The sequence below is a fragment of the Methylobacterium sp. J-059 genome (assembly GCF_022829485.1).
GTDB lineage: Bacteria > Pseudomonadota > Alphaproteobacteria > Rhizobiales > Beijerinckiaceae > Methylobacterium.
On sequence record NZ_JAKSYA010000160.1, the window covers coordinates 42,748 to 61,453 of the forward strand.

Here is an 18,706-nt window from a genome sequence, read left to right on the forward strand (position 1 = left end):
GCTAGGCCTGGGGCTTCAGGTAGCTCCGACCGTCGAGATAGGCCTTGCGCCAGCGCTGGATCGCGACCCGCTCGAACAGGCCGGCCTTCGCGAACGGGTCCTCGGCGATGAAGCGCTCGGCCTCCGCCCGCGTCTCCACGTCGACGAGGTAGAGGCCGCCGCCCGCATCCGACCCGTCGTCGGACAGTTTCGCGCCGCAGGCGAGCAGCCGCGCGGCCTGGGCCTCCAGGAAGGCGAGGTGCTCGGCCCTCGCCCCGCGGCGCAGGTGCTCGTGGCCGGGCTTGTCGAAGGTCTCGATGATGAACGGCATGGCGGCTCCGGGGGCGGGCTGCGGATGGCGGCGATCATTTGTGTAGCGCGGCACAGGCGATGGCGCGCCCGGGCTTCCTGACACCCGCGGGCGGTTCTCACCGGTTCGCCCCGGCCGGGCGCGATCGCGCACCGGGACGCCTCTATAGGTGAAGCCGGCCGCGCGCGAGGCCTCGCGCACGGCGCCGGCCTGCCTCCGGACGCGGGGAAAAACCGCCAACCGGGCGAGGCCGGATCGCCGAATCCGCGGGCGGGCACGCGGATCGGGTTCGCGACCACAAGCCCCCGGGAGGACGATCGTGGCAAGGACCATTCCCGCATCCGCGCTCGCTGCAGCGCTGTCCACGGCCGTGCTGCTCGCGGCCACGCCGGCCTCCGCCCAATACGCCGACGGCGGCATCAGGATCGGCGTGCTGACCGACATGTCCGGCGGCTACTCGGACCTCGCCGGCAAGGGCTCGGTGACGGCGGCGCAGCTCGCGATCGAGGATTTCGGCAGGGCGATCGGCGGCCGCAAGGTCGAGCTGATCTTCGCCGACCACCAGAACAAGGCCGACATCGCCTCGACCATCGCCCGCCGCTGGTTCGACACGGAGGGGGTGGACGCGATCTTCGACACGAACTCGTCGGTGGCGGGGCTCGCCGTGCGCGAGGTCGCCCGCGCCAAGGGCAAGGTCGACATCAATTCCGGCGCCGGCTCGATGGCGCTGACCAACGCCGCCTGCTCGGCCACCGGCGCCCACTGGTCCTGGGACACCCACGCGCTCGCCGCCGGCACCGCCGCGGCGCTGGCCGACGACCCGAAGAACACCTGGTTCTTCATCACCGCCGACTACACCTTCGGGCAGGACCTCGAGGCCCAGGTCACCCGCGTGGTGCGGGCCAAGGGCGGCACGGTGCTCGGCTCGGTCAAGCACCCGTTCCCGAACGCCGACTTCTCGTCCTACCTGATCCAGGCGCAGGCCTCGGGCGCCCGGATCATCGGCATGGCCAATGCCGGCGCCGACACGATCAACACCATCAAGCAGGCCGCCGAGTTCGGCATCGCCGAGGGCGGCCAGTCGCTCGGCGGCCTCAACATCTTCCTCACCGACGTCAACTCGGTCGGCCTGAAGGCGGCACAGGGCATGATCCTGACGACGGGCTTCTACTGGGACCTCGACGACCGCACCCGCGCCTTCGCGAAGCGCTTCGGCGAACGCATGGGCGGGCGGATGCCGACCATGGTCCAGGCCGGCGACTACTCGGCGGTGCTGCACTACCTCAAGGCGGCCGAGGCGGCGGGCACCGACGACGGCCTCGCGGTGATGGCCAAGATGCGTGCGCTGCCGATCGAGGACGCCTTCGCGCGCAACGCCAAGCTGCGCCCCGACGGCCGCATGGTCCACGACATGTACCTGGCGCGGGTGAAGACCCCGGCCGAGTCGAAGGGCCCGTGGGACTTCTACACGATCCTCAAGACCATCCCCGGCGACGAGGCCTTCCAGCCGCTGGCGCAGAGCACCTGCAGGCTGGTGACGAACCCATGACCCCAGCCTTCCCTCTCCCGCAGAGGGGAGAGGGAAGGGGCTCCCCGCTCACAAGGCCGACGGGTGCCGGGCCAGCGGCGTCACCGTCACGCTCATGAACGGGTACAGCGGCAGGCCGGAGAGGATCGCGTGCAGCTCGTCGTGGTCGGCCACGTCGAACACGCTGATGTTGGCGTACTGCCCGGCGATGCGCCAGAGGTGCACCCACCGGCCCGATTCCTGGAGCGCCCGCGCCTGCGCCTTCTCCTCGGCCTTCAACCGGTCGAACTCGGCCGGCGGCAGCTGCGTGGGCGGATGGACGTCCATCCTGACGTGATACAGCATCGCTTCCTCCTCGATGTCCTGTTCGGGAACGCGGCCTTCCGCCGCGAGCGCCGAATGCAGTGCCGGCCAGGATCGCTGCGAGTCTCGCCACCGTCGAATTCTCATCCGTGGAGCCGGCGTCCCTCGCATCGGAGCCTGCGTCGGGTTTCCTTCGCACAAGTCCCGGCGATGGCCGCGCCCCGTGCCGTGCCGGAGCTGTCGCCAGCGTCCGGCGCGGCTTTGCGGCGCCGCGAATCGATGGAATGAAGACCGCGGACATGGGCGCCATCGAGACGCCCAGCCACCATCACCCGCGAGGAAGACGCCCATGACTGCTCCCACCTCGAACCGGCGCGACGTGCTGACGGCCTCGCTGCTCGGTGCTCTGCCCCTCGCGTTCGGCCAGGCCGCCGCCTCACCGCTCGACCCGGAACAGACCATCATCCGCTTGCCGAACCAGCTGGTCTGGACCCCGACGCCGACCTATCCCGACCATTGCTCGGACCGCTGCGCCCTCACCGGCGACAGCAACGGAACCGGCTTCTACTACACGCTCGTGCGGTGGTGGCCCGGCTACATGAGCGCTCCGCACACCTACACGACCGACCGGTTCTGCATGGTGGTGTCCGGCATCTGGTGGTGCAACAGCGGCCCCGACTTCGATCCCGCCTCCTGCGTTCCCGTTCCGGCCGGTAGCTTCGTGCGTCGGGTCGCGGGCACGCCGCACTACGACGGCGTGATCCGCCCCGGGACGGAACCGGCGGTGATCGCGATCTGCGGCCAAGCTCCGGTCAACTATCGCCTCGTCGATCCGAGCCAGCCGGGATGGCGCCGCGTCTGACGCAGACCACGCCCACCCGAAGGCGCGGAAGCCGGTACGATCACGGCGCCCTCGACCGCCGCCCACGCCGGGCGGCCGTTGCCGGGCACATGCCGGAGGCGCCCGGCTTGCGCGAAAGGGGGTTGTTGCGGCGCGCGAAACCGGGTCCCCTGCCGGCACGATCGCGAGCCGAGGAGCCCTCATGTCCGACCTGAACGCACGGAAGAACGCGCCCTCGCTGGAGGCGTTCTGGATGCCGTTCACGGCCAACCGCCAGTTCAAGGCGGCGCCGCGGATGTTCGTGGCCGCCGACGGGATGCACTACACCACCGACGACGGCCGCCAGGTGCTCGACGGGACGGCGGGCCTGTGGTGCTGCAACGCCGGGCACGGCCGCCGCGGGATCGCGAGCGCGGTCGAGCGCCAGCTCGCGACGATGGACTTCGCCCCGACCTTCCAGATGGGCCACCCGATCGCGTTCGAATTCGCCGAGCGCCTGGCCGAGATCGCGCCTGGGCCGGCCGGCGCCGCGCTCGACCGGGTGTTCTTCACCGGCTCGGGCTCGGAATCGGTCGACACCGCGCTCAAGATCGCGCTCGCCTACCAGCGGGCGGTCGGCCAGGGCACCCGCACCCGGCTGATCGGGCGCGAGCGCGGCTATCACGGCGTCGGCTTCGGCGGCATCTCGGTCGGCGGCATCGTCTCGAACCGCCGGGCCTTCCCGACGCTGCCGGGCACCGACCACCTGCGCCACACCCACGACCCGGCCCGCAACGCCTTCACCAAGGGCCTGCCCGAGCACGGGGCCGAGCTCGCCGACGACCTCGAGCGCCTCGTGGCGCTGCACGGCGCCGAGACCATCGCCGCCTGCATCGTCGAGCCGGTGGCGGGCTCGACCGGCGTGCTGGTGCCGCCGAAGGGCTACCTCGAGCGCCTGCGCGCGATCTGCGACGCGCACGGCATCCTGCTGATCTTCGACGAGGTGATCTCCGGCTTCGGGCGGCTGGGCGCGCCCTTCGCCGCCGACTTCTTCGGGGTGACGCCCGACCTCGTCTGCACCGCCAAGGGGCTGACCAACGGCACCATCCCGATGGGCGCGGTCTTCGCCGGCCGCCACGTCCACGACGCGCTGATGAACGGCCCGGACGGCATCGAGCTGTTCCACGGCTACACCTATTCCGGGCACCCGGTCGCCTGCGCGGCCGGGCTGGCGACCCTCGACATCTACCGCGACGAGGGCCTGCTCACCCGGGCGGCGGACCTCGCCGACGACTGGGCCGCGGCGATGCACGACCTGCGCGGGCGCGCCCGCGTCGTCGACATCCGCACCATCGGCCTGATCGCCGGGATCGAGTTGGAACCGCGCCCCGGCGAACCCGGCAAGCGGGCCTACGACGTGTTCGTTGACTGCTTCGCGCGCGGCCTGCTGATCCGCGTCACCGGCGACATCGTCGCGCTCTCGCCGCCGCTGATCCTGGAGCACGGCCAGATCGGCGAGATCGCGCAGGTGCTGGGCGACGCGATCGACCGGGTGGCGTGAGGCCGGGGGCCCGGTTCCGCAATCCGGGCGATGCGGGCACCTCCCCTCCCCCGCAGAGGGGGAAGGGAAGAGGCGTCTTCGCTGCAACGCAACGCACGCCCGCTGGTTGAACCCGCATACGAAGGCCGCGCGCCTTCGGCAGCGAGGGTCATGCATGACGGGTTCGGTTCTGATCGTGGGCGCCAGCGGCATCGTCGGGAGCGCGGCCGCCGAGCGGTTCTCCGCCGAGGGCTGGGCGGTGGCGGGGCTGGCGCGCAAGCCCGTGGCGCAGGACGGCGTCGTGCCCGTCGCCGCCGACCTGCAGGATCCGGCCTCCCTCCGGCGGGCGCTTGCGGGCCTCAAGCCGAGCCACGTGGTGCTCGCGACCTGGATGCGCCGCGACACCGAGGCCGAGATGATCCGCGTCAACGGCGCGATGGTGGAGAACCTGCTCGACGCGCTGCGGCCGGCTGCCTCGCTCCGGCACGTCGCCCTGGTCACCGGCCTGAAGCACTATCTCGGCCCGTTCGAGGCCTACGGGAAGGGCTCGGTGCCGCAGACCCCGTTCCGCGAGGACCAGGGCCGGCTCGACGTCGAGAACTTCTACTACGCCCAGGAGGATGCGGTATTCTCGGCCGCCGCCCGCGACGGCTTCCGTTGGAGCGTCCACCGCCCGCACACGATCATCGGCAAGGCGGTCGGCAACGCCATGAACATGGGCACGACGCTGGCCGCCTACGCCACCCTGTGCCGCGAGACCGGCCGGCCGTTCCGCTTCCCAGGCTCCGGCATGCAGTGGAGCGGGCTGACCGACATGACCGACGCGCGGCTGCTCGCCCGCCACCTGCTCTGGGCCTCGACCAGCGCCGACGCGGCCAACCAGGACTTCAACGTCGTCGACGGCGACGTCTTCCGCTGGAGCTGGATGTGGGGCCGGATCGCGGCCTGGTTCGGGCTGACGCCCGAGCCGTTCGACGGCACGGTGCGGCCGCTCGAGGCGCAGATGGCCGAGGACGGCCCGGTCTGGGCCGAGATCGCTTCGCGCCACGGCCTCGCCGAGCCCGACCTCGCCAAGCTCGCCTCGCCCTGGCACACCGACGCCGACCTCGGCCGGCCGATCGAGGTGGTCACCGACATGAGCAAGAGCCGTCGGCTCGGGTTCCTCGCCTACCAGCCGACCGACGACGCATTCTTCGACCTGTTCGCCCGCCTGCGGGCCGACCGGCTGATCCCGTGAGCCGCGCCTGACGGGACGGCCGGCGCGATCCCGCATCGAGCCGGCCGATGCCTCGCCCCGGCGGCGTAGACCGGCAAGGTCGCGCCAAGGGGAAATCTTGCGCATCCGAGGACCGTCCGGTCCTTATAGGGTGATCTTAACCGGGATCGACAATCACGGAGCCTTGCGACGAAGGATTCCGCGATGCTGGCCCATTTCTCGATCCGTGCGCGCCTGGTCGGCGCGGTGCTGGTGCTGTTCCTGCTGACGGCCGGGCTCGGCGGCTTCTGCTATGCGCGCCTGCACGCCCTCAGCACCGTGACCGACGCGCTCGCGGGCAATGCGCTGCCGTCCACCCGCATCCTCGGGCGGCTCGCCACCAACTTCGAGGCGCTGCGCAGCCGGCAGCTCGCCTACCTCGTCTCCAGCGACGAGCGGCGGCCGCAATCGCTGCCGCGGCTGCGCGCCAGCATGGCCGAGCTGGACGCGGACCTGAAGGACTATGCCGGCTTCGTCAGCCCCGGCGAGGAGGCGCTGTGGGAGGCGGTGAAGGCAACCGTGCCGGCCTACTCGGCGATGGGCGAGGAATTCCTGCGGCGGCTGCAGGCGGGCGACGCGAAGGGCGCGAGCGCGCACCTCCTCGACGGCATGCTCCCCGCGCTCAACGCCGCGCGCGCCGCGCTGAAGGCCGACCTCGCCTTCAACGACGCCGCCGGCCGGGCGAGCGCCGAGAGCGCCACGGCGCTCGGCGAGCAGGCGCGCTTCGCCATCGCCGTCGGCCTCGGCCTCGTCGCGGCGACGGCGTTGGCGGTCGGATGGATGTCGGTGTTCACGATCTCCGTGCCGGTGCAGCGGATGGCCCGGGTGATGGACACGGTGGCGACGGGCGACACCGCGATCGCCGTGCCGCATACCGGCGAGCGCAGCGAGATCGGCGCCATGGCGGCGGCGGTGCAGGTGTTCAAGGACAACCAGATCCGCACCCGCAAGCTCGAGGCCGACACGGCGCAGGCGCGGCTGGCGGCCGAGGCGCAGCGCAAGGCCGGCATGCGCCAGATGGCCGACGACTTCGAGGCGGCGGTCGGCGGGATCATCGGCATGGTGTCGTCCTCGGCGACCGAGCTGCAGGCCACCGCCCAGACCCTGACCGCGACGGCGACCGAGACGGCCGGCCAGTCCACCACGGTCGCGGCCGCGGCCGAGGAGGCCGGCACCAACGTCAACACGGTGGCGGCGGCCGCCGAGGAGCTCGGCTCCTCGGTGGCCGAGATCGGCCGGCAGGTCGGCGGCTCGGCCGAGCTCGCGCATCTGGCCGTGCGCGAGGCCGACCAGACCGGCGCCCGGGTGCAGGAGCTGAGCGCGGCGGTGTCGCGGATCGGCGCCGTGGTCGGGCTGATCTCGGACATCGCCGGCCAGACCAACCTGCTGGCCCTGAACGCCACCATCGAGGCGGCCCGCGCCGGCGCGGCCGGCAAGGGTTTTGCCGTGGTCGCCTCCGAGGTGAAGGCCCTGGCCGAGCAGACCGCCAAGGCGACGAGCGAGATCTCGGGCCAGATCGCGCAGATCCAGGCCTCGACCGGTCAGGCGGTCGCCTCGATCGGCGGGATGACCGGGCGCATCCGCGAGATCAACGCGGTGGCCACCGCGATCGCGGCGGCGGTCGAGGAGCAGGGCGCGGCGACCCAGGAGATCGTGCGCAACGTCGGCCAGGCGGCGATGGGCACGGCCGAGGTGACCAGCAACATCACCGGCGTCGCCGGCGCCGCCGAGGAGACCGGGGCGGCCGCGACCCAGGTGCTCGGCGCGGCGTCCGAGCTGTCGCGCCAGTCCGAGCACCTCGCCGCCGAGGTCGGGCGCTTCCTCGCCACCGTGCGCGCCGCCTGACCGGGCGGGATCAGGCCGGCTCGGTCCCGCACCATTCGGCCACGAACAGCGCCATCGCCGTGGTGATGCGCCGGACCGAGGCGAGGCTGACGCGCTCGTCGAAGCCGTGGATGTTCTCGCTCCGCGGGCCGTAGCACAAGGCCGGCACCCGCTCGTAGAGGGCGTGCACCCGGGTATCGAGGTAGCAGGGCGACATGACGCTCGTGAGCGCCGTCCCGACCGCCGCGCAGTGGGCGGCGGCGAGCACGTTCTCGGCGTCCGAGCCCGGCTCCAGCACGTAGCCCTCGGCGAAGAAGCCGTCGAAGCTCACCCGCGGCGGCGTGCCCGACAGGAACGGGTCGGTGCGGGCGAAGGCGCCGACCGCCGCCTCGATCTCGGCGGCGGCGTCGGCCGCGCGGAGGCCGGGATAGAGCGCGATCCGGCAGCCGATGCGGCACCAGGCCGGCACCGAGGAGATCCAGTCGCCGCCCTCGATCCGGCCGATATTGAGGTTGATCGGGTGCTCGGCCTCGGCGAAGTGCGGCCGGCCGGCCCGGTCGGCGTTCCAGCGCGCCTCGACCGCGCGCAGGGCGCCGATCACCCGGTAGGTCGCGTCGATGGCGTTGGCGCCGGCCCCCATCTCGCGCACGTGCACCGGGCGCCCGCGCACCTCGACCGTGAACCACAGCACGCCGGTGTTGGCCCGCACCAGGGCCTCGTCCATCGGCTCGGGGATCAGCACCGCGTCGGCGCGGTAGCCGCGCAGGTGCGCCGCGAGCGCGCCGTTGCCGGTGGATTCCTCCTCGACCACCGACTGGATCGTCACGGTGGCGGCCGGCTGCAGGCCGATGCGGCGCAGGGCGTCGAGGGCGAATAGGTTGGCCGCGTGCCCCGCCTTCATGTCGGCGGCGCCGCGCCCGTACATCCAGTCGCCGGCGATCACCGGATCGAAGGGCGGGTGCGTCCACAGATCGAGCGGCCCGGGGGGCACCACGTCGACATGGGCCTGGAGGATCAGCGAGCGCCCGCGTTCGTCCCGCGGCCGGTGGATGCCGACCACCACCGGCGCCTCGGAATGCCCGGCCGCGACCTTGGCGCCGCCGGGATGGGCCTCGACCGCGGCGGCGTCGATGCCGAACCGCTCGGTGGCGTAGCCGCGCGCGCGGAAGCCGCGGAACACGAAATCCTGGATCGCGTGCTCGGCGCCGCGGGTCGAGCCGAACCGCACCAGCGCCTGGGTGTGGGCGACCTGGTCGGCGAACCCGTCCGCGACGGAAGCCGCGATGCGGGCGGCCAGGGCAGGATCGAGGCGCATGCGGGGTCCTCAGGGCTCGCGACGGCGGAACGCCGCGAGCCTACCGCGCCCGCGCGCGCCGGCCTAGGCGAAGGCCGGCGCGGCATGCCTTCGCGCAGCGGTCGCCGGCGAGACGACCGGAAGCCCTGGGCCGGATCGCACGCGTCGCCCCATCGAATGCGGAACGCGATCGGGACATCGCCTCGTTCCGACGCCGCGATTCGCCCCGAGGTCACCCGACCTCGTCGCCTCGGAGATCTTGCGGTTCGCGCGCAGGCCGGCTGCGCTGGGCGATCGCCTTGCCGACCGTGAACAGGAGCGTCCGACTCATCGTCTTCATCTCGTGCGTGCCGTGCTCGTCGATGACGGCATGCGCGGCCATGACCGCGTCGGCGACCGCATTCAGATCAGGCGTGTGATCCACAAGCATTTCCTTCCTGCACGGGAAGATAAAATGTAAAATTTTTACAGAGCTGTGCCTGTCTCTATTTTTGTACATTATTTACGATTTTACTACCCCCTCTGCAATGCTAAGATGCATTCCTGTCGAGCTAGAGACGGATACACGAGGGAATAGGATGGATATGCCGACACCTAAGGGGACCGACATGGCCCCTGAAGTCAGCGGTTCCGAGACGCTCGCTCAGCTCGCGCTGATGCTCGGCTGCTCCCCAGACTCATTCTTCGAGCAGTCCAACGCCGGCTACCCGAAGGATGCCTCGCTGCTCATCCAGACTTGGCTGGCGATCAAATCGCCGAAAGGGCGCGACGCGGTGTTCGCGTTCGCCCGCGAAATGCTGCGGGCGGAGAAGCAGTAAGATCACGCGGATTGCTCGGCACCCCTCCCTTGGATGGAGAATCAAATCACGCTTGATAAGTAAAAATATGACGATTTATCCGGGAATTCCACCTGATTGATGTCCATGGTACGGCTCGGAGCGATTGCTGATCTATGTATCGCGCACCATGTATTCTCGGTGGTCGGCTCGTTTCAGGGCGCTGACGATTGAGGGACAGCGTGTGCTCTTGCCCGCAACGCGAGAGCACACGTGGCAGATCTCCAGCAGCCCGCCCTGCGCAACCGCCTCCTGCGCGCGTTGCCTCCGGAGGACTTCGCCGCCCTGGCGCCTGCGCTGCATCCCGAGGCGATCCCGCTCCGGCGCGTGCTCATCTCGGCCAACACGCAGATCACGAGCGTCCACTTCGTGGAGGCGGGCATTGTCTCCGTCACCTCCGATGCGCCCAGCGGCCGCATCGAGATTGGGCTGCTCGGCCGCGAAGGCTTGGTCGGGGCCGCCCCGGTCCTGCTCGACGACGACCGCAGCCCGTTCACCCACTTCGTGCAGGCGGCCGGGCACGTCTTGACGGTCGATGTGCCCGACCTGCGCGCCGAAGTGGAGCGACGCCCCGCCCTACGGAGCCTCCTGCACCGATACATCCAGACCCAAACCATCCAGACCGCGCAGACCGCGTTCGCGAACGCCCGCGGCGGTACGCCGACCCGCCTCGCCCGTTGGCTGCTGATGTGCCACGATCGCGGCGAGGGCGACGACATCACGGTCACGCAGGAGTTCATGTCGCTGATGCTGGGCGTCGAACGGCCCGGCGTGACGATGGCGATGAAGGTTCTCGAGAAGGACGGCCTCGTCGGCAAGCGCCGGGGCCACGTCCAGATCATCGACCGCGAGCGTCTGCTCGATGTGGCGGGGGACGGCTACGGCTTGGCCGAGACCGAGTACGCCCGGCTGATCGAGGGAAGCGACGCTCCGGAGGCGCGGTAGTCCGCGCCACGACCGCGTCACGGGTCGGGCCGACACCGAGCCGCGGAGGGGACTTGCCGCCGGTGGATGCCCGCGGGGCGGACGCCTCGGGAGCGGCCGTCGCCCGCCCGCGGGCTCGCGACCCGCCTCATGCCAAGCCTCGCCGAGCGTGACGCATCGAGCCTTGGCCCCCGCGACTGCGGGGCGGCGGTCGTCCGCCGGACCTCATGGGTCCTGACCCATGAGACCCGGTATCAATCGTGCGCCGCGGGGATCGCGCCATCGATGCGCGCTGCGGTGACGCTCACCCGCACGCGGTGCCAGCAGGCGCAGAGGTAGCCCTTGTGGTTCCAGGTGTCGTCCGGCAGCGCCGGCTGCGTCTGGCCGGCGGCGTCCCAGGCGCGGACCGCGAGCTCGTGCTCGCCCGGCGGCAGATCGAGCTCCACCGCCCAGAACGTCCAGGCGAACGGCGCGGCGGCCGCGTGCTCCAGGTCGGCCTGCCGCCAGGACCGGCCGCCGTTGCCGGAGACGTCGACGCGCACGATGGCCCGGTCGCCGCTCACCGCGTAGCCGCGAACCCTGGTGCGACCGGCGCGGAGGGCGGCGCCGCGCTTCGGCTCGCAGATCGCGGCGTTCAGCGGCATCGTGTCGATGGTGTGCCCCCGGGCCGGGTCCGCCGTCTCGGCGCCGACGTCGGGCGGGTACAGCTTGTAATCCTCGGCCTGGATCGGGTTGTCGGACGGGCGATCCTGCACGGCGAGGCGCCGGAGCCATTTGGGGCTGCGCACGCCGGCGAATCCCGGCACCACCGCGCGGACCGGGAAGCCGTGCTCGGGCAGCAGGGCTTCCCCGTTCATGGCGTAGGCGAGCAGGGTCTCGGGCGCCATCGCCTTGGCGAGCGGGATCGAGGCGCCGTACGGGCGGCCGTCCACCCGGTCGTGGCTCTCGAAGGCCACGTGGAGATCGGCGCCCTCGGTGACGCCCGCCGCGCGCAGGAGGTCGCCGAGGCGCACGCCCGTCCACGCGGCCGTGCCGATCGCCCCGGCATCCCACGGGTCGCCCGAGACCGGGGCGACCGCCCGCATGTCGGCGCGCCGGTTGCCGGCGCACTGCAGCGTCGCCGTGACCGTGACCTGCGGGAAGCGGGTCCGCAGGTCGTGCAGCGAAAGCGCCCGCGCGGCACCGTCTCCGCCCTCGACGGCGAGGCGCCAGGTGTCGGGGTCGAGGTCCGGCAGGTCGCCGTGCGAGCGGACGTAGAAGTCCTCCGCCGGGGTCCGGTAGGCGGCCCGCAACCGGGCGAGCGGCGGCTCGGCGTTGTAGGGCCGATCGCCGTGGACGATCAGGCGTGCCTTTCGCTCGGCCAGGCTCGACATCGGGGCTCCCGTTCGGATGCGGACACGGGCCGTGAACGCGCCGGCGGCGCGAAGGCTCACGCGCCGCCCCGAAACGGCCCGGGCGACATCGTCACAGGCGTTGGCGCGATCCCGCGCGCCCCCGATCCCGGGGATCGGGTCCGGGCCGGGGAGCCCGCGCGGCTACTTCGCGGCGTGGAGGGTCGGCGGCCCGAGATGCTGCAGGAAATCCGGCTTGCCGAGGCTCACCCCGGCGGCCCGCAGGATGCCGTAGGCCGTGGTGACGTGAAAGAAGAAGTTCGGAAGCGCGAAGCCGGTGAGGTAGCCCTGCCCGCTGAAGCGGTATCCCATGCCGTTCGGGAACGTCAGCTCCACCGCGCGCTCCGCGCCGAGGGCCAGAGCCGCCGGATCGACGCCCTCGACGAAGGCGATCGTCCGGGCGCAGCGCGCCTTGAGCTCGGCGAAGCTCGCCTCGACGTCGGGCATCGCGGGCGCCGCGATCCCGGCGAGCCGGGCCACCGCGTTCTTCGCGCTGTCGGACGCCATCTGATACTGGGCCGGCAACGGCTTCATGTCCGGAGCCAGCCGCCGGCCGAGCAGGTCGGCCTCCGGCTTCTCCGCCGCCGCCTTGTCGAGCCACGCGCTCATGTTGCCAAGCGCGTGGACGAAGACCGGGACGCTGACGTCGTGGATGCTGATGCTCATCCGGCCTGGCTTAGGCGGCAGCCCGGGACGACGCGGTGACGGGGCGCACACCGCGCGCGGGCACGCCGGGCGACGGGGCCGCACGGCCGGCGGGTCGCGTCGGGACCGTGCGGTCCGGGCGCCGGCCTGTTCTCCCTCACCCTCGACCACGGCAACCCCAACTTCGCCCGCGCGCTGCGTGACGGGGATCTGCGCCGGACCGTCGCGCACGAGGCGCACCACGGCATGCGCATGGCCGGGCCCGGCTACGGCTGGACGCTGGGCGAGGCCCTCGTGAGCGAGGGCTTGGCGGGGCGGTTCGTCGGCCGCCTGTTCGATTCGCCGCCCGAGCCGTGGGAATGCGCGGTGACCGACGCGGAACTCGCGGCCAACCTGCCCGACGACGCGACGCTCGCGGGCGCCGGGCACGACCACCGCGCCTGGTTCTTCGGGGGAGGACGGTATCCGCGCTGGCTCGGCTACACCCTCGGCTACCGGATCGTGGGCGACTGGCCCGAAGCGGGCGCCGACACCGGCGGTGGCGCATGGGTCGACATCCCCGCGCCGGACGTCATCGCGGCGGCGCGCGGGCGCACGCTGCCGAACCTCTGACCGCCGGCCCGGGCCGCCTCCCAGCCCCGAGGCGGAATGGCCAAGCCGGTCGATGACGGCGGCTTCCGACACCGGCGGATGCTTGTCCGCACGGCCGGCACGGGCCGAGATCGGCCGGTCCGCTCTGCGACCGGATCGGGCGGAAAGCGGCCCCTGGCGTTTTCCCCGGAAGCAGACGTCCGGAGTCGGACCCGACCACGCCCTCGACGCCGATGTCGGTGGTTTTCGAAAGCCGACGAAGGCGGCGTTCCGGACGGTCAGCGCGATCGAAGACTTGCACTCCTAGAAGTTGTACTTCCGGTTGCATCAAATGCGATCGACTTTGCTATCACCCTGTCCTGCCGGATGCTGCATGATGAACTCACAGGGCGGGTGCCAGATTTTTCAGCCGACGCCTTCAGCGCAAGCCAACATCAGAAAGCTCAGATCATGCTGACCCGCGGCCTCAATTCGCTTTTCCTCCGGGCCTTGCGTTCGCCCGCCTGCGGTTGGGTGGTGCGCACGGTCATCGTCTCGACGTCGGGAGACGCATCACCTCGTGCCGACGGCAGGGCCTCCAAGATGATCCTGATCCGGTAGTCGGAGGGTTCGCCGAGAGGCGGCTCGGCTCAAGCCGCCCGCGCAAGATCGCCCTCGATCGAGGCGAGCGCGCGCTCCAGCGCCGCGAAGCAGATCGGGTCGAACGCAGTGCCGAGATCCGCGCGCATGATGCCGAGCGCCTTCTCGAGCGACATGGCCGCCCGGTAGGGCCGGTTGGCTGTCAGCGCGTCGAACACGTCGGCGACCGAGACGATGCGGGTCTCGGGCTCGATCGCGTCGCCGCTCAAGCCGCGCGGATAGCCCTTCCCGTCCAGCCGTTCGTGGTGTCCGCCACCGATGCGGGCCATCTCATGGAACACGGCCGCGCGGGTCAGGATGGTCTCGGAGAGGGACGCGTGATTGCGCATGTCCCGCCACTCCGCGTCATCCAGCTTGCCGTTCTTGTCGAGGATCGCGTTCGAGACCCCGAGCTTGCCGACGTCGTGAAGCAGCGCAGCCCGCTTCAGCCAGCGGCGGCGCTCCGACGTGTAGCCAAGCTCGGCCGCGATCATGTCGGCGTAGACGGCAACCCGCTCCGAATGGCCGGAGGTGAACGGGCTCTTGGCGTCGATGATCTGCGCGAAGGCACGGGCGATGTCGTCGAGGTAGTCCTCATCAACGACGATCGGGCTGACCGGTGCCAACGCGAACACCGCCTCCTCGACCTCATCCGAGGCCAGGGTATCCCAGAAGCCGGGCTCGGATGCGGCCGCTTCGAAGCAGGCGACGATCTGAGGATCGAACCATGTGCCCGAGCGCGCCCGCACCTCGGCCATCGCGGCCGCGGGGCCGGCTGCGGTGTGGAACACGTCCACGACCTGAGCGAGCAACGCCATCCGTGCGTAGAGCGGGATCCCCGGGCCGACCAGGCGGTCCGGTCTGCCGCCGCCGTTCCAGTGCTCGTCCAGCGCGTGGATGGCCTCGCAAACGCTCGCGGGGAAGCGAAGCTGCCGGGCGATCTGGGCACCGCGCTGGCAGCGGGTTTGGATCAGTTCGTCGGTGATCGCTCCGCCGTTCTGCAGGATGTTGAGCACGGCACGGAAGCGTTCGGCGAGGCCGGCCTTGAGGCCGGTATGAGAGAAGACGAAGCCGAGCACCTTCGGCAGGCTGTCGCTCACCGTCTTGAAGTCGCGTTTGAAGCTGAGATCGTCGGACAGATAGAGCTCGCAGATGCGCGCGGCGTTGCTGGAGCACCCGAGATCCTTCAGCATCACCGTGTGGTAGAGTTCCCAGAGCTGCAAGTCCGGGAGGCCCATCTCGCGGCCGATGTGGAAGCCGATCCAGGTCGCGCGCACGCAATGCCCGACGGGCTGACCTTCCGTCAGGTCGAGGGCGTGGCTCAAGGCACCCAGCACTTCCGACAGCTGGATCGTCCTGGCTTCCTCGTCGCCGCCTGATACAATCCGCATCGTTCTCGTCCGGCCTCTTGGCTTATCGGTCTCGATAGGCGGCAAGACTGCCTCAAGAACCTGATCAAAGCGTTGCGTTGCCTTGCGCGCGCCGATCCGCCCCGAGCGGACCTTTCCAGCGTCCGCAAAGGGTCGCAGCCCCTCGGATCGCCGGCAGAGCCCCTACCGCCCGGCGATCAGCGCCTTGAGGCGGGTGGCGAGGGCGTCCATCGGGAAGGGCTTGGTCAGCACCTCCATGCCGGGGTCGAGGTGGCCGTGGCCGAGGATCGCGGTCTCGGCGTAGCCGGTGATGAACAGCACCTTGAGGTCGGGCCGGCCGACGCGGGCCGCGTCCGCCATCTGGCGGCCGTTCATGCCGCCGGGCAGGCCGACGTCGGTGACGAGCAGGTCGATGCGCATGTCCGATTGCAGCACCGCCAGGCCGGCGACGCCGTCGGCCGCCTCGATCGCGGTGTAGCCGAGATCCTCCAGCACCTCGGTGACCAGCATGCGCACCGAGGGCTCGTCGTCGACGATCAGCACCGTCTCGCCCTGCTCGGCCCGGGCGGCCTCGGCGGGGACGGGCGCCCCGTCGTCGCCGTCGGCCTCGCCGTGGTGGCGCGGCATGTACAGGCAGACGGCGGTGCCCCGGCCGGGCTCGGACCGGATCCGCACCTGCCCGCCCGATTGCCGGGCGAAGCCGTGGATCATCGACAGGCCGAGGCCCGTCCCCTGGCCCATCGGCTTCGTGGTGAAGAACGGCTCGAACACCCGGGCCACCACCTCGGGCGGCATGCCGGTGCCGGTGTCGGTCACGCACACCGCGAGATACTCGCCCTCGGGGATGTCGTGCGCGGTCGCGGCCGCCCGGTCCAGCCGGGAGTTGGCGGTCTCGATGGTGATGCGGCCGCCGTTCGGCATCGCGTCGCGGGCGTTGATGCAGAGGTTCAGCAGCGCGTTCTCGAGCTGGCCCGGATCGATCAGCGCCGGCCACAGGTCCGCCGCGCCGACCCGCTCCAGCGCGATCTCGGGGCCGATGGTCCGGCGGATCAGCTCCTCCATCCCGCCGATCAGCCCGTTCACGTCGGTCGGCTTCGGCGTCAGCGTCTGCCGGCGCGAGAAGGCGAGCAGGCGGTGGGTCAGCGCGGCCGCGCGGCGGGCCGCCCCCTGCGCCACGCCCATGTAGCGCTCGAGGTCGTCGAACCGGCCCTGGCCGATCCGGCTCTGCATCAGCTCCAGCGCGCCGGAGATGCCGGCCAGCAGGTTGTTGAAGTCGTGCGCCAGGCCGCCGGTGAGCTGGCCCACCGCCTCCATCTTCTGCGATTGCCGCAAGGCCGCCTCGGTCTGCATCAGCTCGGCCGTCCGCTCGGCGACGCGCTGCTCCAGGGTCTCGTTGAGGGCGCGCAGCGCCGCCGCCGCCCGGTCGCGCTCCGCCTGCACGGCGCGGCGCTCCTCGACGTCGATCAGAACGCCGGGGAAGCTCGACGGGGTGCCGTCCTCGGCCCACTCGACCCGGCCGTTGGCCTCGATCCAGTAGTAGCGCCCGTCCGTCCGGCGCACGCGGTACTGGTGCGCGTAGGCGCCGCCCTTCCGGATCGCCGCGTCGATCGCCGCGGCCAGGCCGACCTGGTCGTCGGGGTGGACGGTGGCGACGATCTGGGCGAGCGGGATGCCGGTGCGGCCGAGCGCCGGGTCGAGGCCGAAGCTGCGGGCGAAGGCCTCGTCAACGGTGAACCGGTCGGTCGGCAGGTCCCAGTGCCAGGTCCCGATGATCGCGCCGGCCTCGAGGGCGAGCTGCACCCGCTCGGCATTCTCGCGCGCCAGGGTCTCGCTGACGCGCAGGCGCTCCTCCGCGCGCTTGCGCTCGGTGACGTCGTTGAAGAAGATCGCGATCTGCCGCTCGGCCGGATCCCCGACCCGCACGGCGCGCACGTCGAACCAGCGCGCGAACGCCTCCGCATAGCTCTCGAACGTCGCCGGCTCCCCGGTCCAGGCGACGCGGCCGTAGGTCTCGAACCAGAACCGCTCCAGGTCGGGCGCGAACTCGGTGACCCACTTGCCGCGCAGGTTCACCCCGGCCTGGCGCTCGAAGGCCGGGTTCGCCTCGATGAAGCGGTAATCGACCGGGCGCTCGCCCTCGAACCGCACCTCGACGATGGCGAAGGCGGTCTCGATGGTCTCCAGGAGCGTGCTGAAGCGGTCCTGTGTCGCGCGCAGGCGCTCGCCGGCCTCGTGCTGCTGGGTGCGGTCGCGGACGATCTTGACGTATCCCTGGTGGACGCCGTCCTCGTCGCGCAGCGGCATCAGCGCGCCGGAGGCCCAGAACCGGCTGCCGTCCCGGCGCAGGTGCCAGCGCTCGTCGCTCGCCTGGCCCTCGGCGAGGGCGGCGCGCATCTCCCGCTCGACGCAGCCCGCGGCCCGGTCCTCCGCGGTGAAGATGCGCGCCGACGACCCGCCGACGACCGCCTCGCGGGGCCAGCCGAAGATGGTCTCCGCCCCCGCGTTCCACTCCGTCACCGCCCCCTCCGGGTCGGTGACGATGACGGCGAAGTCGATGGCGCTCTCGATGACGTTCTGAAGGCGGTGGCGTCCGGGCATGGCCCCGGTTTAGCCGCATCCGCCGCGCGATTTATGTAGCCGCCCGGCCACGCCGGCGCGTCGGTTGCGGAGCGACCCTTTTGCGGGTGGAATTTGGCGCGTATCGCACGAGCTTCGGGGCAAGCCACGTCGCGGTTTGAGCCCCAGGGCGCCGCACGACGCGTATCCCCGTATCTGGCTACGCGAGTCGCGTCTGCACCCACCGTGATTTCGGGTCTTAGATCAGTTTGGATATTTTCGTTTGCGCCTTGGATCGCTCGCGAGGTTCTTCGTAATCGGCCGCTCGGGCTCAACTCGTACAAATTCGGTCAAGAAGCTCCATCGCAACGCATTCCAAGCCTCAGCTATACGGTCACGCTCAGTTTGTAACGTCTCCACATTGGATGGAGCGCTCTCGATACGCTCAAGGGATTTGCGTACGTCGTGAAGTGGCTGAAATGGATAATAACCAACCTCAGTGGCTGTCTCTCCTACGTTCTTGTATACACCACGCACTATGTCCATCGCGCGCGACAACGCCCTATAGGCCTTTATATAGTCCTCATTTTTTCTAGAGGACTGATTGACATAGAAATTGATCTCGATTTTTGCATCGGTTATTTCTTTCCATAGCTCGCGAAGGGATGCAAGAAACGCCTGCCTCCGCTGGAAGCAGTAAGCTAAATATGCGCCGATGACTGCGATAAAAGTTGTAGAAAAAACCTTAATAACAACATATACTTGCTCGTCGTGCAATAAAAGCCTTGAAGTTATTGCAGCTAGAAAAATTGTGACCAAAGCGATGATAGCGCATATCACGTTGTTGCGGAGCTGACGCTTGGTCATGCTGTTCCTTGTTGGGCTGTCAGGTCTGGAGTGGCGAGAATATGAAGCTTACCCC

At 70.6% G+C, this 18,706-nt stretch carries 18 protein-coding genes; 9 read left to right on the forward strand and 9 right to left on the reverse strand.

Going from position 1 to position 18,706, the window contains the following annotated elements; genetic code table 11:
* Position 1: 1 nt before the first annotated feature.
* Positions 2–310, reverse strand: coding sequence for a YciI family protein (locus MKK55_RS24800; protein WP_243938151.1), 309 nt, complete (start codon positions 308–310; stop codon positions 2–4).
* A 298-nt stretch (positions 311–608) separates the two neighbouring features.
* Here MKK55_RS24800 and MKK55_RS24805 point away from each other — a divergent pair, with 298 nt between their 5' ends.
* Entirely contained in the window at positions 609–1,838 is a 1,230-nt protein-coding gene (locus tag MKK55_RS24805) for an ABC transporter substrate-binding protein (protein WP_409566123.1), read from the forward strand.
* A 48-nt stretch (positions 1,839–1,886) separates the two neighbouring features.
* Here MKK55_RS24805 and catC read toward each other — a convergent pair whose 3' ends face one another.
* On the reverse strand, positions 1,887–2,162 hold the full coding sequence (gene catC / locus MKK55_RS24810) for a muconolactone Delta-isomerase (protein ID WP_243938153.1): 276 nt from the start codon (positions 2,160–2,162) through the stop codon (positions 1,887–1,889).
* Positions 2,163–2,469: 307 nt separating this feature from the next.
* Between catC and MKK55_RS24815 the strand changes: the two genes are divergently transcribed.
* From MKK55_RS24815 to MKK55_RS24830, 4 genes are all read left to right on the forward strand, one after another.
* Positions 2,470–2,982, forward strand: coding sequence for a hypothetical protein (locus MKK55_RS24815; protein WP_243938155.1), 513 nt, complete (start codon positions 2,470–2,472; stop codon positions 2,980–2,982).
* Between the two features lie 181 nt (positions 2,983–3,163).
* Positions 3,164–4,501, forward strand: a complete 1,338-nt coding sequence (locus tag MKK55_RS24820; protein ID WP_409566124.1) for an aspartate aminotransferase family protein — start codon at positions 3,164–3,166, stop codon at positions 4,499–4,501.
* Positions 4,502–4,655: 154 nt separating this feature from the next.
* Positions 4,656–5,717, forward strand: a complete 1,062-nt coding sequence (locus MKK55_RS24825; RefSeq protein ID WP_243938157.1) for an SDR family oxidoreductase — start codon at positions 4,656–4,658, stop codon at positions 5,715–5,717.
* A 183-nt stretch (positions 5,718–5,900) separates the two neighbouring features.
* Entirely contained in the window at positions 5,901–7,580 is a 1,680-nt protein-coding gene (locus MKK55_RS24830) for a methyl-accepting chemotaxis protein (protein ID WP_243938159.1), read from the forward strand.
* A 10-nt stretch (positions 7,581–7,590) separates the two neighbouring features.
* Here the strand turns inward: MKK55_RS24830 and MKK55_RS24835 are convergent, their stop codons facing one another.
* Positions 7,591–8,874: an ArgE/DapE family deacylase gene (locus tag MKK55_RS24835; protein ID WP_243938162.1), complete on the reverse strand. Its 1,284-nt coding sequence runs from the start codon at positions 8,872–8,874 to the stop codon at positions 7,591–7,593.
* A 211-nt stretch (positions 8,875–9,085) separates the two neighbouring features.
* On the reverse strand, positions 9,086–9,235 hold the full coding sequence (locus MKK55_RS24840) for a hypothetical protein (RefSeq protein ID WP_187275514.1): 150 nt from the start codon (positions 9,233–9,235) through the stop codon (positions 9,086–9,088).
* 226 nt (positions 9,236–9,461) lie between these two features.
* Here MKK55_RS24840 and MKK55_RS24845 point away from each other — a divergent pair, with 226 nt between their 5' ends.
* Both MKK55_RS24845 and MKK55_RS24850 read left to right on the forward strand, forming a co-directional pair.
* Complete coding sequence (locus MKK55_RS24845; RefSeq protein WP_243937249.1) at positions 9,462–9,671, forward strand: hypothetical protein; 210 nt, start codon at positions 9,462–9,464, stop codon at positions 9,669–9,671.
* A gap of 231 nt (positions 9,672–9,902) precedes the next feature.
* Entirely contained in the window at positions 9,903–10,634 is a 732-nt protein-coding gene (locus tag MKK55_RS24850) for a Crp/Fnr family transcriptional regulator (protein WP_243938165.1), read from the forward strand.
* Between the two features lie 233 nt (positions 10,635–10,867).
* Here MKK55_RS24850 and MKK55_RS24855 read toward each other — a convergent pair whose 3' ends face one another.
* The gene (locus MKK55_RS24855; RefSeq protein ID WP_243938167.1) at positions 10,868–11,986 is read right to left on the reverse strand and encodes a molybdopterin-dependent oxidoreductase; all 1,119 of its coding nucleotides are present in this window, start codon (positions 11,984–11,986) and stop codon (positions 10,868–10,870) included.
* A gap of 162 nt (positions 11,987–12,148) precedes the next feature.
* The gene (locus MKK55_RS24860; RefSeq protein WP_243937244.1) at positions 12,149–12,670 is read right to left on the reverse strand and encodes a DUF1993 family protein; all 522 of its coding nucleotides are present in this window, start codon (positions 12,668–12,670) and stop codon (positions 12,149–12,151) included.
* Between the two features lie 174 nt (positions 12,671–12,844).
* Between MKK55_RS24860 and MKK55_RS24865 the strand changes: the two genes are divergently transcribed.
* Complete coding sequence (locus tag MKK55_RS24865) at positions 12,845–13,261, forward strand: DUF2268 domain-containing putative Zn-dependent protease (protein WP_409566125.1); 417 nt, start codon at positions 12,845–12,847, stop codon at positions 13,259–13,261.
* A gap of 345 nt (positions 13,262–13,606) precedes the next feature.
* Positions 13,607–13,840 carry a hypothetical protein gene (locus MKK55_RS24870; RefSeq protein WP_243938171.1) on the forward strand — a complete coding sequence of 78 codons (234 nt, stop codon included), beginning with the start codon at positions 13,607–13,609 and terminating at the stop codon, positions 13,838–13,840.
* Between the two features lie 29 nt (positions 13,841–13,869).
* Here MKK55_RS24870 and MKK55_RS24875 read toward each other — a convergent pair whose 3' ends face one another.
* From MKK55_RS24875 to MKK55_RS24885, 3 genes are all read right to left on the reverse strand, one after another.
* Entirely contained in the window at positions 13,870–15,249 is a 1,380-nt protein-coding gene (locus MKK55_RS24875; protein ID WP_243938173.1) for an HD-GYP domain-containing protein, read from the reverse strand.
* A gap of 162 nt (positions 15,250–15,411) precedes the next feature.
* Complete coding sequence (locus MKK55_RS24880; protein ID WP_243937234.1) at positions 15,412–17,826, reverse strand: PAS domain S-box protein; 2,415 nt, start codon at positions 17,824–17,826, stop codon at positions 15,412–15,414.
* Positions 17,827–18,048: 222 nt separating this feature from the next.
* The gene (locus tag MKK55_RS24885) at positions 18,049–18,651 is read right to left on the reverse strand and encodes a hypothetical protein (RefSeq protein ID WP_243938175.1); all 603 of its coding nucleotides are present in this window, start codon (positions 18,649–18,651) and stop codon (positions 18,049–18,051) included.
* Positions 18,652–18,706 lie beyond the last annotated feature (55 nt).

Bases quoted from the DNA above. Each gene is read 5' to 3' on its own strand.
- MKK55_RS24825 (WP_243938157.1), top strand. From the start codon at position 4,656: ATGACGGGTTCGGTTCTGATCGTGGGCGCCAGCGGCATCGTCGGGAGC.
- MKK55_RS24875 (WP_243938173.1), bottom strand. From the start codon at position 15,249: ATGCGGATTGTATCAGGCGGCGACGAGGAAGCCAGGACGATCCAGCTG.
- catC (WP_243938153.1), bottom strand. From the start codon at position 2,162: ATGCTGTATCACGTCAGGATGGACGTCCATCCGCCCACGCAGCTGCCG.
- MKK55_RS24815 (WP_243938155.1), top strand. From the start codon at position 2,470: ATGACTGCTCCCACCTCGAACCGGCGCGACGTGCTGACGGCCTCGCTG.
- MKK55_RS24870 (WP_243938171.1), top strand. From the start codon at position 13,607: ATGCTGCATGATGAACTCACAGGGCGGGTGCCAGATTTTTCAGCCGAC.
- MKK55_RS24840 (WP_187275514.1), bottom strand. From the start codon at position 9,235: ATGGCCGCGCATGCCGTCATCGACGAGCACGGCACGCACGAGATGAAG.
- MKK55_RS24800 (WP_243938151.1), bottom strand. From the start codon at position 310: ATGCCGTTCATCATCGAGACCTTCGACAAGCCCGGCCACGAGCACCTG.
- MKK55_RS24880 (WP_243937234.1), bottom strand. From the start codon at position 17,826: ATGCCCGGACGCCACCGCCTTCAGAACGTCATCGAGAGCGCCATCGAC.
- MKK55_RS24860 (WP_243937244.1), bottom strand. From the start codon at position 12,670: ATGAGCATCAGCATCCACGACGTCAGCGTCCCGGTCTTCGTCCACGCG.
- MKK55_RS24845 (WP_243937249.1), top strand. From the start codon at position 9,462: ATGGCCCCTGAAGTCAGCGGTTCCGAGACGCTCGCTCAGCTCGCGCTG.
- MKK55_RS24855 (WP_243938167.1), bottom strand. From the start codon at position 11,986: ATGTCGAGCCTGGCCGAGCGAAAGGCACGCCTGATCGTCCACGGCGAT.
- MKK55_RS24835 (WP_243938162.1), bottom strand. From the start codon at position 8,874: ATGCGCCTCGATCCTGCCCTGGCCGCCCGCATCGCGGCTTCCGTCGCG.
- MKK55_RS24830 (WP_243938159.1), top strand. From the start codon at position 5,901: ATGCTGGCCCATTTCTCGATCCGTGCGCGCCTGGTCGGCGCGGTGCTG.
- MKK55_RS24820 (WP_409566124.1), top strand. From the start codon at position 3,164: ATGTCCGACCTGAACGCACGGAAGAACGCGCCCTCGCTGGAGGCGTTC.
- MKK55_RS24885 (WP_243938175.1), bottom strand. From the start codon at position 18,651: ATGACCAAGCGTCAGCTCCGCAACAACGTGATATGCGCTATCATCGCT.